Origin of the sequence: Pseudomonas serboccidentalis (genome assembly GCF_028830055.1) — a bacterium.
GTDB classification, from domain to species: Bacteria; Pseudomonadota; Gammaproteobacteria; order Pseudomonadales; family Pseudomonadaceae; genus Aquipseudomonas; species Aquipseudomonas serboccidentalis.
In genome coordinates, this window is the sequence record NZ_CP101655.1 from 1,795,872 (window position 1) to 1,810,695 (window position 14,824).

16 protein-coding genes are annotated in these 14,824 nt (G+C 53.7%); 10 read left to right on the forward strand and 6 right to left on the reverse strand.

Going from position 1 to position 14,824, the window contains the following annotated elements:
• Positions 1–135 precede the first annotated feature (135 nt).
• The 5 genes from NN484_RS08310 to NN484_RS08330 all read left to right on the forward strand — a co-directional run bounded on the left by NN484_RS08310 (position 136) and on the right by NN484_RS08330 (position 4,068).
• Entirely contained in the window at positions 136–1,677 is a 1,542-nt protein-coding gene (locus NN484_RS08310) for a DUF2235 domain-containing protein (RefSeq protein WP_274658859.1), read from the forward strand.
• The gene (locus tag NN484_RS08315) at positions 1,677–2,336 is read left to right on the forward strand and encodes a DUF2931 family protein (RefSeq protein ID WP_274658860.1); all 660 of its coding nucleotides are present in this window, start codon (positions 1,677–1,679) and stop codon (positions 2,334–2,336) included. Before NN484_RS08310 ends, NN484_RS08315 begins: the two co-directional genes overlap by 1 nt.
• 31 nt (positions 2,337–2,367) lie before the next feature.
• Positions 2,368–3,024 carry a DUF2931 family protein gene (locus NN484_RS08320; protein ID WP_274658861.1) on the forward strand — a complete coding sequence of 219 codons (657 nt, stop codon included), beginning with the start codon at positions 2,368–2,370 and terminating at the stop codon, positions 3,022–3,024.
• Positions 3,025–3,245: 221 nt separating this feature from the next.
• The gene (locus NN484_RS08325; protein ID WP_274658862.1) at positions 3,246–3,491 is read left to right on the forward strand and encodes a hypothetical protein; all 246 of its coding nucleotides are present in this window, start codon (positions 3,246–3,248) and stop codon (positions 3,489–3,491) included.
• A 289-nt stretch (positions 3,492–3,780) separates the two neighbouring features.
• On the forward strand, positions 3,781–4,068 hold the full coding sequence (locus NN484_RS08330) for a hypothetical protein (protein WP_274658863.1): 288 nt from the start codon (positions 3,781–3,783) through the stop codon (positions 4,066–4,068).
• Between the two features lie 264 nt (positions 4,069–4,332).
• On the opposite strand, the gene NN484_RS08335 is transcribed toward NN484_RS08330, so the two are convergent.
• From NN484_RS08335 to NN484_RS08345, 3 genes are all read right to left on the reverse strand, one after another.
• The gene (locus tag NN484_RS08335; protein ID WP_274658864.1) at positions 4,333–5,523 is read right to left on the reverse strand and encodes a GIY-YIG nuclease family protein; all 1,191 of its coding nucleotides are present in this window, start codon (positions 5,521–5,523) and stop codon (positions 4,333–4,335) included.
• Between the two features lie 303 nt (positions 5,524–5,826).
• A complete protein-coding gene (locus tag NN484_RS08340; protein ID WP_274658865.1) occupies positions 5,827–7,233 on the reverse strand; it encodes an ATP-dependent nuclease in 1,407 nt (468 codons plus the stop codon).
• 111 nt (positions 7,234–7,344) lie between these two features.
• Positions 7,345–7,617, reverse strand: a complete 273-nt coding sequence (locus NN484_RS08345; RefSeq protein ID WP_274658866.1) for an AAA family ATPase — start codon at positions 7,615–7,617, stop codon at positions 7,345–7,347.
• A 292-nt stretch (positions 7,618–7,909) separates the two neighbouring features.
• Here NN484_RS08345 and NN484_RS08350 point away from each other — a divergent pair, with 292 nt between their 5' ends.
• Entirely contained in the window at positions 7,910–8,482 is a 573-nt protein-coding gene (locus NN484_RS08350) for a Panacea domain-containing protein (protein WP_274658867.1), read from the forward strand.
• A gap of 1 nt (position 8,483) precedes the next feature.
• On the forward strand, positions 8,484–8,900 hold the full coding sequence (locus NN484_RS08355) for a hypothetical protein (protein ID WP_274658868.1): 417 nt from the start codon (positions 8,484–8,486) through the stop codon (positions 8,898–8,900).
• A 125-nt stretch (positions 8,901–9,025) separates the two neighbouring features.
• Here the strand turns inward: NN484_RS08355 and NN484_RS08360 are convergent, their stop codons facing one another.
• The 3 genes from NN484_RS08360 to NN484_RS08370 all read right to left on the reverse strand — a co-directional run bounded on the left by NN484_RS08360 (position 9,026) and on the right by NN484_RS08370 (position 11,710).
• On the reverse strand, positions 9,026–10,132 hold the full coding sequence (locus tag NN484_RS08360; protein ID WP_274658869.1) for a DNA alkylation repair protein: 1,107 nt from the start codon (positions 10,130–10,132) through the stop codon (positions 9,026–9,028).
• Between the two features lie 2 nt (positions 10,133–10,134).
• Entirely contained in the window at positions 10,135–10,740 is a 606-nt protein-coding gene (locus NN484_RS08365; protein WP_274658870.1) for a glutathione S-transferase, read from the reverse strand.
• Positions 10,741–10,801: 61 nt separating this feature from the next.
• Positions 10,802–11,710 carry a MurR/RpiR family transcriptional regulator gene (locus NN484_RS08370; RefSeq protein ID WP_127651476.1) on the reverse strand — a complete coding sequence of 303 codons (909 nt, stop codon included), beginning with the start codon at positions 11,708–11,710 and terminating at the stop codon, positions 10,802–10,804.
• A 541-nt stretch (positions 11,711–12,251) separates the two neighbouring features.
• On the opposite strand from NN484_RS08370, the gene NN484_RS08375 reads away from it, so the two are divergent.
• The 3 genes from NN484_RS08375 to NN484_RS08385 all read left to right on the forward strand — a co-directional run bounded on the left by NN484_RS08375 (position 12,252) and on the right by NN484_RS08385 (position 14,824).
• Entirely contained in the window at positions 12,252–12,656 is a 405-nt protein-coding gene (locus NN484_RS08375; RefSeq protein ID WP_003225981.1) for a TraR/DksA family transcriptional regulator, read from the forward strand.
• 628 nt (positions 12,657–13,284) lie between these two features.
• A complete protein-coding gene (locus tag NN484_RS08380; RefSeq protein WP_425518805.1) occupies positions 13,285–14,508 on the forward strand; it encodes a methyl-accepting chemotaxis protein in 1,224 nt (407 codons plus the stop codon).
• Between the two features lie 112 nt (positions 14,509–14,620).
• Positions 14,621–14,824, forward strand: coding sequence for a hypothetical protein (locus NN484_RS08385; RefSeq protein ID WP_025111382.1), 204 nt, complete (start codon positions 14,621–14,623; stop codon positions 14,822–14,824).

Consider the following 14,824-nt stretch of genomic DNA (forward strand, 5'->3'; position numbering starts at 1 on the left):
CCGTGCGACGAGACAAAACCCTCGTCGCACCCAGCAATTTCAACCAGGCTGGCACACGGCCACGCCTTGCGCGCCCCAGCCTCGGCTGTCACCCTTCGGCCCGTTCTTCAAGGATCAGAACAAGGAAATCAAGGATTGAGTGGCTACGTTCCCAACCCCCCGAAAAACTACCGCTACGAAGAAGCCAAACCCGTCGACATTCACGCCCAGCGTTGGGCCGAGTACGAGAAACACGGGAAAGAACCTGCGCGCGAGCCTGAGAAAATCGGCATTGCGTTGAGGATTGGGGTGTTCTTTGACGGTACTGGCAACAATGCGAATAACACGGCAGCAGGGTTGTTGTGTGGTGCGCAGCATCCGATTGCGCCGCAGGATATTCCTGCTAGCTGTCAGCCCTATATGAGGGATCCGGACAGCAGTTACGCTAATGACACCACCAATGTTCAGAAATTAAGTGAACTGTACTTCGCACCTCAAAGGGCCGAAGGAGATAGTTTGCAGAAGCAAGCGTTCCGGATGATTTATATCGAGGGAATAGGAACTCAGTCAGGCAAGAAGGACAGTGCGCTAGGTGGTGGTACTGGCCGAGGCGAAACCGGCGTGGCAGGCCGTGTTCAGTTGTCGTTTGCGGAAATCAAAACGCGTATCAAGGACGTACTGGACAACAATCCCAACAGTGAAATTACGTCCCTGACCTTTGATGCATTTGGCTTCAGCCGTGGTGCCGCTGCCGCGAGACACTTTGCCAACGAGGTTGTACGTGGAAAGCAGGGTCCACTTGGGGAGGTTTTGCGCAGCAACGCCAACGCCCTCAGCCGGACCTTCATCTACGAGTACAAAAGCAGCATCAACATGGGTTTTATCGGCCTTTTTGATACAGTGCCATCCATTGCTGGCTGGTCAAATCTTGGGGATATCAAAAGTCCCATCGCAACAGGAATCAAGCTGTACCTCGACCGTCGTTTCTTCACAGATGTCGTTCAGCTATCCGCGCGTGACGAATATCGGGCCAACTTCGCTCTGAGTCGCGTTAAAGCGGATCACTTGGAAATAACTCTGCCCGGGGTTCATTCCGACATTGGCGGTGGCTACCGCGATGAGGTCCAAGAGTGCGTACTCATCAGTCCGATGCAAACGCTTGAGGTGTCGCAATTTACCGACGTCTCCACTACCTCGATCTACCGTGATGCCGTGACGGTGAAGGCGCAGTGGCTCGCAAAGGGATGGCCAGAAGATATGTTGGAGATCGTCACGCCTGATGCGCTTCTTCTGCCAATTGGTCCTCAGGATCGGCTCAACCCACGTATGAAGCGCGTGTATGCCGCAGTGCAGCTCAAACGTCCTGTGAGTGGCTTGCTCTCCAGGGTATATCTACGAGTGATGCACCGATTGGCAAAAGAGAAGGGCGTTCGGTTTCAAGACATTCCCGATACGCCGGAGTTGGCAGTACCCGCAGAGCTTCAAACGCTGTGTGATCGATTTCTGGCAGGAAGTTATGACACCTCAATGCAAGAAGACCAATTGTTGAAGCTGAAGTACATTCACATGTCTGCAAATTGGAACCATCCCCTCGGGCGCAGAGATGGCAGTGGCGTCCGTGCCGTTTACATCAATGCCCCGACGCCGGACTTGATACGCGTACAACACCCTCATGTAGCTGACTGGAAACTTTGGTGATGAAAGTATTTTTTGCTCTGCTATGCGCGCTGTTCATTACTGGGTGCCAGTCTGCGGATCCACTTTCAGCAAAAAATGACCCGAAATCCGAGTGGTGGGAGTTGGCGTTTACCGAGCCGGACTACATGAAGGTCTGGGTAGAGAGCAGTTCTGTTCAAGACATTAACGGCAGGATTTTCTACAAAACCGGCGGTGGCACCGCTGCGGGGGGAGAGCCTGAAGATGGTACCGAGTCCGCTCGAGGGTGGACAGGTGGGGTGGGTGGCAGCGGAAAGAGAGTGGTGGGTGCAGATTTACCTGTTCGCATCTGGGTCCGTTGGCAATCGATTGTCGAACAGAAAACGTGGCAGGCATGGGTAGAAATCCCAGAGAAAGCCAGACAGTTGATGGTGGCATCCGTCAATCAGCGTTGCCCGCAGACGCCTGATCAGGAAGCGAGATTTATGGCGTCAGTTTATTTAGGGTTGGCCCCCGGTGGTGTTGTGCAGGTTTGGGTAAGAGACTCTTGCCACCACCCGGTCAAAGTCGCTCGAGCGCAGGCTGAAATTGAGCCGCTGGGGCCGAGTCAAGGTAAGAACGAAGGGCGTTACGCTTATCCGGTGAGTGAAAAGGCCAAGCGGTATATTGATAAATATGGCATTCCGTACGGAAGTTGGTAGTCGTGACACTTAACTGAATGGATCTTCTGTAATGAAAGTAACGATTGCACTGCTGGGCGCTTTATTGTTGTCCGGCTGCCAAATCAGTGGTGCAGAAACAGGCGAAAATGACCCTAAATATCCATGGTGGGAATTAGTGTTCGTTCAGCCGAATTACATGAAGGTCTGGGTAGAGGACAGCTCCGTCCAAGACATCAATAACAGAGTTTTCTTTAGAGCTGGCAAGAGCACTGCAGCCAGCGGAGAGCCCGATATCAGCACAGAGTCTGCCCGTGGTTGGGGGAAAGTATCGGGGAGCGGGATACCTGTGACGGGCGCCGACCTTCCAAAACTGATCTTTGTCCGCTGGCAATCCATAACAGAGCAAAAAACCTACAAAGGCTTCATCGAAATTCCGGAAGAGGGCAGGCAACTGATGGTGAAATCAACACACCAGCGTTGCCCGGAAACACCGGAGAAAACTGCTCGCTTTATGGCGTCACTTTACGTGGGGCTCGCTCCGGGCGGCGTGCTCAAAACATGGGTTAGAGATTCATGTCGAAATCCGGTTGAGATTTCTCGCGGTCAAGGAGAGATAGAGCCTCTGGGGCCGGAACAAGGGAAGCACGGTGGTCGTTATGCCTATCCGGTAAGTGAGAAGGCTGAACGATACGTCGAAAAGTACGGCATTCCGTATGGAAGTTGGTAGGGTAAGGGGGGAGACACTTCTCTTGCCTGCTTTCAGTGGCGTTGTCTTGAGTGAATCACCTTTTTGACAGCTTTCGCGTCAATGCTGAGCTCAACGAAGGTTCGCTTTCGGCCAATAGCTGTCTGTCGTAATCGACCGTAATCGACCCAGGGCGAACGTTGTCACTGCACGCAGCGTCTAGTAAAAAGGTCATCTCCAGTTCCAGGCACTGAAACGAATTTATGACTACTGACTATGGTCAACGTGTTTGTAATCGATGCGGCGATTTAATTACTGCTTACTGCCCATCAATTGAATCGCTAGCGATCATCGGGGCTTTCCACGAGAAGGGTGATCAGGCAGTAGTAGATGAAATAGTCCGCCGAGAAAATATTGATCCTAATGTTGTCTGGGAATATTTCCGCCATCGGATGAGGCCTTTGTGCGAGCAAAAATTGCCAGGTGCTCATTCTGCGGAGGGCAGCTGAGGACTTGGCATGCGCGTCAATGCATGCACTGTTTTCGGGAGTGGCACTGACGCATGGTGATTATCGAGCTGAATTTTCAGATTCTGAATTGCATTTGTACGACTTCTGACTGACCGCTATGTGGCCGGAAGCCGCCGTACCAGGCAAACCGTTTTCGGCCAAAAGCTGTCCTTGGACAGACTAGTGGCAAAACAGTAATTTTTGCGATAAGACCGACGGAAAATGGCCGCCAGCGGGTCATTCAATGGGATTCCACGTATGCCCACTTCTCTAACCTTTAGGTACCACAATGAAGTCGTATCGCAAGTTGATTTCAGCAATAGAGGCGTTTGATCGCTGGGAGCAGCCATGGGAGTTTTATGAGTCGATATCAGCTGCACCATCACTCGACACAAATGACCTCGAACAACTGCGGCGTGCCTGGGGTACTGCAATAGAGAGAGAAGGTTGGCTTGCGAGCAAGGACTTTGCCGATGGCTGCTCGCTTGCAGATGCTCGTCTTGCGTCGGGATTCCCATGGCTATCGAACAAAGCACGACAGCAGATTGTCAACGGCGCTTCCTACCAATGGCTGTAACGCTTAACATCTCGCCGAAGGCTGGATCAACATTGGTGCATCTTGTTCAACAGTCCATTCTCTGAATGATGGCCAAGGTAGGTTCAAGCCCTTCGCTACAAGGCAACAACTGGCAGAGATCAACCAAAAGCAGACATTCGCAACCGACCGCTAACGGCCAGAAGCGGACGTTTCCAAGCGCCCATGAGCGCATGCTCGTCAAGAAGTAATTCAGCTTATCGAAGCTTCTGCCTTGGGCAAGGTTTGCCGAAGGCGCATCTGTTTCTAGCAGTTATTTCTGGGAACTCGACTGTAAGTTCTACCATCTAGTACCCTCTTGATTTTATCTAAGTTTGTAACTCCAACCCTTGGTCCAATCACCTCCGCAGTAGCCCCTGCTTGGCCCATAGCGCGAATCGCTAAGACCTGATCGACACTGAGTCGATTCGAAGCTCCACAAATGACTGCAAGGGCATATTTAGGGTCTTTCCAAAGTTCTGCGATCCACGGCGCAGGCATACCGTTACGTGGACTACTACGTAACCAATTCTCTTGAGCTGTTTCAATGTCATCTGGTTGGATATCGACATTCCGGGAAAGCATACGGTGTTTGTGGAGATAGGCGAGTCCTGCCCTCCCACCGGGTATCATGTTGAGCAAGCGTTCATCACTCCAATGGCCTGCGACAAATGCCTCCTCCAGCTGCTGTACTTGTTCGAGACTTTCTGTAACGCCCATCACTTTGTGGTGAACAAAAGTCAGTCTATTCTTAGACTCCTCTTCCCGGAAAACTCGATGGAATTTGAGTCTAGAGCCGCGTTTGATTGCGGCACTGTGTTCTGCCCAGCGCCTTTGCCAGTCTCTAGATGTGATACCGATATAGAAATAGCCATCATCTGGATAGGCTCCACCGTGACCGAAAATATGCTGATACAAGATATACCGGCGACGAAGATTGTGTTTAGCCGTCGACCTAAGCGCTAACCCTAGAGGCATGGTTAAAATCATTGTTGGTGATGTTCGTTCGCTTCCAATCCGTTCTTCGGCGCTGCGACGATGGGCTTCCATAGCCTCCAAAGCTGCAGTTGAACCTTGAAGATGATTAATCGACGCGAGTTCGCGGCGGAGAGATGGATTACAGACGAAGGCGAGCTTTCTGTCGGTAATAATCTCCAATCTAAGCATCGGCTGGAATGCCATTTCCTCTGTTGGCCCTTCTGAATTGACCATACGATGGCCTTCTCTAATAAGAGGAGCGGGTAGGCGCATAAATGTCCACTTCTGATCCCAGCACATTCCGGCAAGATGAATGATTGGAAAGATCTTCCCTCCGCGGAAGCTAGCAAATGGATTAGCTAGAAATGCGTGGAAGTCCGATTGATGCGCAGCTAGCTCCTGATCAAATGCATCCAAATGGTGAAAGATCTCTTTAGGAGCAAACCGTAATAGCGAATCATGATCCAATAGCGTGGCCATGCATCAGGTTTCTCAAGTGAATTGTCAACCTTTACTTTGCGCTTCCAAGCTCCGCATTTACAACCCCCAATCGGAACATCCTTCCACGCGATTTTTAAGACCGTTACTGGGTATATACTGGCCTCACTCTGATCTCACCATGGCGTCGAGTACCACACGGCTAAACCGAGCCAGCACCAAACTGGAGCATAGAGTCCTCAGAAAATGGTGCTGGATCGCATACACATTTTACACACCGCTTGCTATATCGAATTTCCTAATCAGATGAGGTAATTCTAATTGTTGCAACTGATAACAAATAAATTAAATATAAGGGCTGAATGCTTTCGCCATTACGTCTCGTAACGATTGCGGAACGCCCTCCCAGCTTTCATTCCAGGCCAACGTCTCCCGATAAGCTTTGAACGGTTTTTCCGAGCTGGGCGCGGGGTAGCCTATCAAGTCCTCTACGCACTCATGTAACATAGTGATTTTTCTATTATCTCCAACCGCATCCGCAATTGGCTGGTTGAATATTTCAGCGCCAGCGGTGCCTTGGTCTCGATCATGAATCACATAATAATTAACGTTCAGAGCATTAAGATACTTTACTAGTCCTATAATCGCAGCCTTGCCTCTGGCTTTAACTATTTCGCTTCCAGATAAAACTTTCGCTCGAAGCTCCGGAGTCATTCGACGGATAGCTTCTTTTATCAAAACCTCTTCAGTGTCACCCTCTACAACGACAACCTTGCGAGTAAAGAAAATTCGAGACACGTGATCGTCAAGCTTTATCAGCATTTTCACTTGATCCTTGTCGTCTGCCTGAAGCTCTCGAAATTTCTCAGAAACGGAGAATGCGTGTATTGTTGAATGCCCCAGTTCATAATGGAAGCGATTTAAAACCTGTTTGGGTTTTCTAGATAGGTCTATTAAATATGGGGAGTGAGTAGTGGCTACTATTTGAGACGTGCCGCCTGAAAGCTCGTAAATCAAATCACGCATTTGGTTTGCTGCGCTGGGATGAAGAAATATTTCAGGCTCTTCAAACCCTATTATGAGTCCGCGATCATCGTTGCCACCCCTTTTTTTTAGCCATTGCTGACGGAACCGGAGAAGTCCAAAAACCGCAGCGCGCACCATTCCAGTTCCTTGATTAGCGATACTAGTACGGATGTTGCTCGACATCTCAATTGCGAACACCGGATTCAAGGATTCTGGTCCTGAAAGATCCGCAGAAGCGAAGATTCTGGATTCAGGAAAGACACCGCCCAAAACTTTATTTAGCTCCAGCATCATCTTCCCAAACTCCGACTCCGCGTCGGAAGGATCTAGCTCTTTCGCTAGAAGATTCAGACTGTGTTGGGCAGTTTTGAAGTGTTCAGATGTTTCTCTAACATCCTTGAAAAGCTCATTAAGAGTTTTGTGGAGTACGCCAGCCTTGTCGAACTCGTGGGCTGAAGATTCCGCAGGTATCAATAAAAAATTTGGCAGTTTTGATAGTACCACACTACTAATTCCGCCTGGATTCTTGTCCCAAACTTCATCCTCTGAAACATCCCAGATCTCGTCAATCAGCTCCAGTTTAGCGCGGTCGGCGGCACTTATTTTTTTATCCATGTCTTTGAATAGGTCTTGCACAACGCCGGGATCAATACCCCTTTCCAATAAATCCATCGGCTTGTTAATCGCGGAAAAATCAGGATGGAGAGTGCGAGCAAAAGATTTCAATTCAGTAATTACACTTTCACCAAGGCTATAGGTTTTTCTGTAAAAAATGCTCTTTCCTGTCTCTCCCGACTCGCCGGGGTCATAATTAAAGACTCTTCCTTTAAACCCTCTCTACTCGCTAGATTGGTCGGGAACATCACGAAACTCAGCTTCCAATGTCACGGTCTTGCAAGAAATTTTGTTTTCCCCCGTGTCAGGATCAGCTTCTGAGCAATAAAAGCACTGGTCCATTACGGTTCTAGCCGAAAGCAGCCACTCTACTGCCTGTAATACGGAACTTTTTCCTGCATTGTTCGCACCGATTAAGAACGTTGCTTCGCCGAATTCAACAGTCGCGGAGTGGATGCGTTTAAAACCACTAATTTCTAATCTATGAAGTCTCATCTTGATCTTTCCCTGAAACGATATCGGATTGATATCTAAATGGCATCATGGGGCAGGTCTTCGACGTTTTTCAATCGCTTCAAATCAAGAAAAATAGAATGTCATTCGTTGTGCGCATGTTTCTGAATTGGCTGCTAATCTTAGGTGTTTGCCATTTAAAGTTGCTGCTACACCCCCTTTCCGACCTGTGAACCTTTACGGCTTGTACCACCTCCGTCGTTGCTTCCTGCGCAGCCCAGATGAAGGCATGATGAACACTGACGATCCAATGCTATAGAGTCCAGATCACGCATTGAGCTATCCTCTACCTATGCTAATCAACCATGAACGCGAAAAGCTGATCGAAGCGGTCAAGTTTTTCGCGCAAAATACGCGAAAGCTGGGTAAGACAAAGCTTTTTAAGCTTTTGTATTTCTTAGACTTTACGCATTTTAAAGATACCGGCCGACCAGTCACTGGGCTGGAGTATTTCGCGTGGCCAATGGGGCCTGTTCCCACCGACCTCTTCGAGGAACTGAAGCGTCCTGAGCGAGATTGGGATGGAAATTGCTCGTTCGAATTCTTCTCTACAGCCAAAGGGCAAATGCTTAGAGTCGAGGCGTTAAGCGAATTCGACTCATCGCATTTTTCAAAGCGTGAGCTTCGTATCATGCACAGTTTGGCAGATCAGTTTAAAAACTCTGATGCAGAGCAAATGGTGGAGGAAACTCACCTCGAAAATCTGCCATGGCATCAGATCTACGAAGTCGAGGGGCGAAAGCAAGAGAGCATCCCTTACCGTATGGCTGTGCGTAGGCAGGAGGAGGGTGCCGTTATGAGTCTCGCCGCCGATCGAGCAGAATTGGTCGCCACGCTAAGGAAATAACGTGACCCCAGGAACAATCTATCTCCATAAAGAATTTCTATTTGCTGATGGCACATCCAAAGACAAGTATTTGGTTGTTTTGGGCAACTTGAAAAATGGAATAGTCCTGGTGGCCAAAACTACATCTCAAGGACACCACTATCGGAATGATTTTGGCTGCCAGAGTGCCAATAGATTTGCTGCTTTCTTTTTTCCTGCTAAGTCCACCTGCTTCCCGAAGAATACTTGGATTTGCTTGAGTGAGTTTTATGAACTCAGTGAGAATCAGCTGACTCAGGGGTTAGCTATCGGCGACGTTTTTAGGATCGGCCATCTTGAAAGCGCATTCACTCGGGACGTTCAGTTTTGCGCTAAGGGATCAGATGACATCAGCGCTGTTCAGGAATCCATGATCGACGGCAGTTTGGTTCCTTCATAATCTTCCCTCGCACCAAGACACCTTTGGCAGGTTTTATTAATCGTCCGCTTTTGGCCGAAAGCAGCCCCATCCGTAATTCCCTATCAGCCCGAGTCCCGCCAGATCAACGGAATCTATTACCGATATCAATCAGCGACGATCTCAAACGCAGCACTCCCCAAAACCTCCCCATTAACCAAAACCCTAACCCCATGCCGCCCCAAAAAATGCTTCCGCGTCGTAAAATCCCGAATCACCTGCCGCCTCCCCACAACCAACTCCCCAAACCCCGCCAACACCACCGTCTTCAACTTGAAAACCTTCCCTGAAACCCCGCCATTCGCCTTCACATAGTCAATCGCATAATCAATCACCAACCGTTGCTCATGCGCCACCGTCGACTTCACCGTAAACGACAATGTAATCGCTTCCCCCAACCGCACCACCGCCGGCTCAACCCGCACATCCAGCAACTCAACCTCAGCCTTGGCTCCGGCACCAATCACCGTCAGCGCTCGCAGATCTCCCTGTTTGATCAAACTGCGCAACGCATGCTTGGCAATCCACGCCGTGTGTTTGTTCTCCAGCGACCAGCCTTCAATCGTGTCCAGCACCCACTCCGGATGCTCTTTGGTCACGTCATTCAAATGGTTCGCCACGGACTTGCGCACGTACAGACTCTCGTCGGCTTTCAATCGATCGAGGATTCCGGCGGCCAATTGCGGATTGGCCTGCACCGCTTCCAGGCGAAATGACCAGGGCAGGCGAGGGCGGGTGCCTTCGCTGGCGAGGCGGCGGACGTGGTGGTTTTCGTCTTGGGTCCAGTCGTGCATGAGTTCCAGCGAGCGTTTGAGGTCGCTGCGCAGGAAGTGGCGGATGGCGAATTCGGAGGAGCCGAAGGTGGTGAAGTATTTCAGTGCTTGCATCGAGGTATCGAACGCGTGGCCGCCGTAGCTGGCGACGTAGTGCGGCAGGCACATGCTGACGAATCCGCTGTTGAGGCGGGGGGCGAGTTCGCGCAGCACATCGAGGGAATCTTCGTAGTCCAGCGGCAGCACGGCGTGCAGGCTTTCGCTGACGCGGGCCATGCGTTGCATCACCGAGAGTTCGGCAAGCCCGTCGTTGGCATGCTTGAGAAACGCTTTGGCCTTGAACGCCGGGTACACGGCGCTCATTTCAGTGGCGATGTGGTGCAGGCGTTCGGCGTTGAAGATTTCCTTTAACGCCGGCGCGGCGGTGTCGGTTGCGCTCATGGTCAGGTCATCGGGGTGCTGACGAACGCTTCGAGGGTTTCGGCGTAGGCGGTGTATTGGGCGATGTGCGGGTAGCGGCGGGTGTCGATCTGGTCGGGGACGACGAGGCCGGTGAAGCTCCAGGCGACGGCGAGGCTGATGCCGGCCTGGGTGAGGGTGCCGTCGGTGGGCAGGCCGCTTTTTTCGAGTTCCTGTTCGAGGGCGGTGAAGGCGGCGGCGAGTTGGCCTTCGACGCGTTCGACCCATGGTTGGTATTGGATGTCGGCCGGGCGCAGGTTGCGTTCGTAGTAGAGCTGCACGGCTTTTTCGCAGGCGGCGAGGCTGAGGCCGATCAGGCGCAGGGCGTGAGCGCGTTGTTTGAGGTCGCTGGGCAGCAGGCTTTTGCCGCTGGCGGCTTCGAGGTAGTCGAGGATGAGGGTGGAGTCCATCAGGACCACGCCGTCATCGAGGATCAGCGTGGGCGCCTTGACCACCGGGTTGATCTGCTGGAATTGCTCGAAGTGGCGGAACACCGAGACCGATTGGTGTTCGAGGGCGATGCCGAGGCGTTTGGCGGAGATCGCCACGCGGCGCACGTAAGGGGAGTCCAGCATGCCGATCAGTTTCATGACGCGTTCCTTCAAGTCGAACCGGTGGGAAGGCATAACCTAGCCGAGCCTGAGGCAAATGTCAGTCGTCAAACCCCGCTTGCTCGTGAATCTCCTCGACATTCAATTCCAGCCGATACGCCACCGCCACAAACAACGCCTGACACAAACACAAGGTCGCGCTCAACGAGCGGAACGCCAATGCGCTGCCTTCATTCACCAGCAACAGGCTGTTGGCGTTCCTCGCCAGTGGCGAGAGATGGCTGTCGGTGAGGATCAGGGTGTTTGCTTGTTGCTGGCGGGCGTAGCGCAGGCAGTGTTGGGTTTCCTTGGCGTAGGGGGTGAAGCTGATGGCGATCACCAGATCTCCACTGCGCACGCTGCGCATCTGCTCTCGATAACTACCGCCAAGGCCGGACACCAGGTGAATCCGCTTGTGAGTGTGTTGCAAGTTGTAAACGAGGTAGTCGGCGACGGCGAAGGAGCGGCGCACGCCGATGACATAGATGTTGTCGGCGTTGACGATCAGGTCGACGGCTTTTTCGAACGCGACGTCGTCGAGTTCGCGGCCCAGGCGTTCGATGCCGGAGCGGGTGGCGTCGATGCATTCGCGGGCGAGGTCGCCGTCGCTGGCTGGCTGCGACTGGTTGGCGATCATGCTGCGGATGCGTTGCTGGTAGTTCTGCACCGGCGAGGCTTTGTGGGTGTAGGCGGTGCGGAACAAGGCCTGCATTTCGCTGAAGCCGCTGAAGCCGAAGCGCTGCGAGAAGCGCACGATGGCGGACGGATGCACTTCGCATTCACGGGCGATGTCGCTGATGCGATCAACCATGATCCGGTCGCTTTGCTGGCTCATGTAACTGGCGATGCGCTTGAGTTGGCGCGGCAGGGTATCGTATTCGTCGGTGATCAGTTGCAGCAGACGCTCGGCATTGATCGGGGGGCTGGCGAGGGGGCGCTCGTCGTTGGCCGGCAGATCGGGGCGGGGCATGGGGAGTCCTTTTGGCAAATTGATCACCCTGTGGCGAGGGGGCTTGTCGAATCGTTGCACCGTCCCGTTGGACTTCGCAGCAGACCCTCTGCTTGAAAGAAAAAAGCAGGGCCGCCCCGCGACTCAGCGGGGGCAAGCCCCCTCGCCACAGGTGTTGGTTTGCTCTGATATTAGGGGGCTTTTTCGGGTTTGCTTTGCTGAAACGATGCACTGCGCGGGCGGCATGGCTGAAAAAAATGCGACCAACTGCCACTGGGTTAGCCGTTTGTCTTCTATATACAGCCGCTCGACTGAATTTCTTGCTATAAACGCACTCCGATGACCGCCATGACGCCTGTGTCAGAGCTGTTTACGGGTGTTGTCGGACAAATTCCCAGTATTTACAGTTGCTGAGGCCTCAAACGGGCCTTAGACTGCCGCCCCTTCGTAAATTGAGTGCCGGGTGGCGTTTGCAATAAACGATGCCTTTTCGTCGACCGGACACGGTTCGCCGGAACGCTCCCTAATTCGCCTTAATGCACGTTTTTTTATAGAGATATCAATGACAAAGGACAAGTTGCTGGCCATGCCGGCAGATGACTACATGAATGCCGAGCAGCACGCTTTCTTCACTGAGCTGCTGCAGAACATGAAAGTCGAAACCCACGAGCGCATTGAGCAAAACCGTATCGCCATCGAAAGCCTGGACACCCCGGCCGACCCGGCGGACGCGGCTTCGGTTGAAGAAGAGCGCACCTGGCTGGTCAACGCGATCGATCGCGACCAGCGCATGCTGCCGCAACTGGAACAAGCCCTTGAGCGCATCAAGGAAGACAGTTTTGGCTGGTGCGACGACAGCGGCGAGGCCATCGGCCTGAAGCGCCTGCTGATCAGCCCGACCACCAAGTACTGCATCGAAGCTCAAGAGCGTCACGAGCAGATCGACAAGCACCAGCGTCAGGCCTGATTCCATGGCTGCCCCCTGAATGGGGGGCGCCTGCAAAAGATCGCAGCCTTCGGCAGCTCCTACATGGGTTTACGTGAACCGCTGTAGGAGCTGCCGAAGGCTGCGATCTTTGCTTTTGCTCGTCTGCACGATTCCCGAGCGGTTCCATTGACCTGCTGCAGGCTCCACGACTAACGGACCATGGATAATGGCCAGGTAGTGGCGTTTAATGCGGATACAACAATGAGAACATGCGTGGGGTGACGAAATGACGAGAGATGGATCTCTGGTTGCGGCTCTGCCCGCACCAGTGCTGTTGCCGAAAAACCGCTGGATCGCTCCGACCCTGCAAAGCATTGCCTTGATGCTGTTGCTCGTCGGCATGACGCTGGGTGAGTGGTCGTTGTACATCGGCCTGCCACTGGTGGTGTTGATTGTCTGGCTGCCACGCCTGCGTTCCCGTGCCGTCGCCGATGCCGCGCCTGTCGAGACCGGCAGCGCGATTTCCGAACTCACTCGCGATCTTTCCTACACCACCAGTCATAACGCTCTGTCAGCCGCGGGTGTGGCGTTTTCCGTCAAACAACTGGCCAGCAAGCTGGAATCGCAGCTCGACGCGGCGGCGCAGATTGTCAGCAACGCCGAAGTGATGATCGCCACCGAACACGCTACCTCGCAGCTCAGCCGTGCAGCGCTGGACGCCGCCAGTGAAGCGCACCACAGCAGCGCGGCGGGGCGTACCGAGCTGGTGGATTCGATTGCGCGCATGCACCAGCTCAGCCAGCGCGCCAACGCCAGCCGTGAGCTGATCGAAGCCCTGAGCCTGCGCAGCGACGACATTCAACGGGTGACGCTGGTGATTCAGTCCATCGCCAGCCAGACCAATCTGCTGGCCCTCAACGCGGCGATTGAAGCGGCGCGGGCGGGCGAGCATGGTCGTGGTTTTGCGGTGGTGGCGGACGAGGTGCGCGGTCTGGCGGCGCGCACGGCGTCGGCGACTGGCGAAGTCGGGGAAATGGTCGCCGATATTCAACAGCGCACGGCGCAGGTAGTGGAGCAGATCCGCGAGCTGTCCAGCGATCTGCAGGTCGGCGTCGCACAGGTGGAAAACACCGGTCAGCATCTGGAAAACATTGCCCGGTTGGCCGCGGGGGTGGAAGGTCAGGTCGGCGAAATTGCCCGTGGCGCGGAAACCAACCGAGAGCAGCTCGACAGCCTGTTCAAGGCCATCGAGCAGATGCGCAGTGATCTGGCGATCAGCGATCAACAGACCCGACGCCTGGCCGAGGCCGCCGTGCAGATGGAGGGCCAGGCAGAAACCATCAGCGAGCGTCTGGCCGAAGTCGGTCTGGATGACTACCACCAGCGGGTCTATGACCTGGCACGTGAGGGGGCGACCCAGATTGCGGCGCGGTTCGAGGCGGATGTCGAGCAGGGGCGGATCAGCCTTGAGGATTTGTTCGACCGCCAGTATCAACCGATTCCCGGGACGCAACCGGCGAAGTTCCATACCCGTTTCGACCGCTATACCGATCAGGTGCTGCCAGCGATTCAGGAGCCGCTGTTGCCGCGCCACGAAGGGTTGGTGTTCGCCATCGCCTGCACGCAGCAGGGCTATGTGCCGACGCATAACCTGGCGTTCAGTCAGCCGCTGACCGGTGACGAGCAGGTCGACGCCGTGGGCAATCGCACCAAACGCAAGTTCGCCGACCGCACCGGCATCCGCTGTGGCAGTCATCAGCAAGCGGTGCTGCTGCAGACCTACACCCGCGACACCGGGGAGTTGATGCATGATTTATCGGTGCCGATCATGGTCAAGGGCCGGCATTGGGGCGGGTTGCGATTGGGGTATAAACCGGAGAGTCCGAGCTGATCGATTATTACCGTCCATGCAATGAATCTGTGCACGGGCGTTGCTGTTTCCGCTGTGACGAACTCATTAACATTGCTACTAGTTAGGTGGCTAATGAAGTGGAGAGGTCAGCATGCAGAGCAGAGTCGATGTCGCGGTGATGATTGGCAGTGGTGTGCCCGCCGGATTGCGCGCGATGGGCCAGAGCGTGTGCTGGGTGGTGTTGCTCAACGGTGAGCGGCGTGGCACTGCGTTCGCCAGTCGCGACGAGGCGGAGGAGTGCAAGGCTGCCTGGCTCGCGCAACTGCAAGCCGAACCAGGCGACAGCCTGCACTGA

What these genes read in the sequence shown, in the direction of transcription:
- NN484_RS08385 (WP_025111382.1), top strand. Translation starts at nt 14,621, where the DNA reads ATGCAGAGCAGAGTCGATGTCGCGGTGATGATTGGCAGTGGTGTGCCC.
- NN484_RS08325 (WP_274658862.1), top strand. Translation starts at nt 3,246, where the DNA reads ATGACTACTGACTATGGTCAACGTGTTTGTAATCGATGCGGCGATTTA.
- NN484_RS08345 (WP_274658866.1), bottom strand. Translation starts at nt 7,617, where the DNA reads ATGAGACTTCATAGATTAGAAATTAGTGGTTTTAAACGCATCCACTCC.
- NN484_RS08320 (WP_274658861.1), top strand. Translation starts at nt 2,368, where the DNA reads ATGAAAGTAACGATTGCACTGCTGGGCGCTTTATTGTTGTCCGGCTGC.
- NN484_RS08315 (WP_274658860.1), top strand. Translation starts at nt 1,677, where the DNA reads ATGAAAGTATTTTTTGCTCTGCTATGCGCGCTGTTCATTACTGGGTGC.
- NN484_RS08330 (WP_274658863.1), top strand. Translation starts at nt 3,781, where the DNA reads ATGAAGTCGTATCGCAAGTTGATTTCAGCAATAGAGGCGTTTGATCGC.
- NN484_RS08335 (WP_274658864.1), bottom strand. Translation starts at nt 5,523, where the DNA reads ATGGCCACGCTATTGGATCATGATTCGCTATTACGGTTTGCTCCTAAA.
- NN484_RS08370 (WP_127651476.1), bottom strand. Translation starts at nt 11,710, where the DNA reads ATGCCCCGCCCCGATCTGCCGGCCAACGACGAGCGCCCCCTCGCCAGC.
- NN484_RS08365 (WP_274658870.1), bottom strand. Translation starts at nt 10,740, where the DNA reads ATGAAACTGATCGGCATGCTGGACTCCCCTTACGTGCGCCGCGTGGCG.
- NN484_RS08375 (WP_003225981.1), top strand. Translation starts at nt 12,252, where the DNA reads ATGACAAAGGACAAGTTGCTGGCCATGCCGGCAGATGACTACATGAAT.
- NN484_RS08380 (WP_425518805.1), top strand. Translation starts at nt 13,285, where the DNA reads ATGATCGCCACCGAACACGCTACCTCGCAGCTCAGCCGTGCAGCGCTG.
- NN484_RS08360 (WP_274658869.1), bottom strand. Translation starts at nt 10,132, where the DNA reads ATGAGCGCAACCGACACCGCCGCGCCGGCGTTAAAGGAAATCTTCAAC.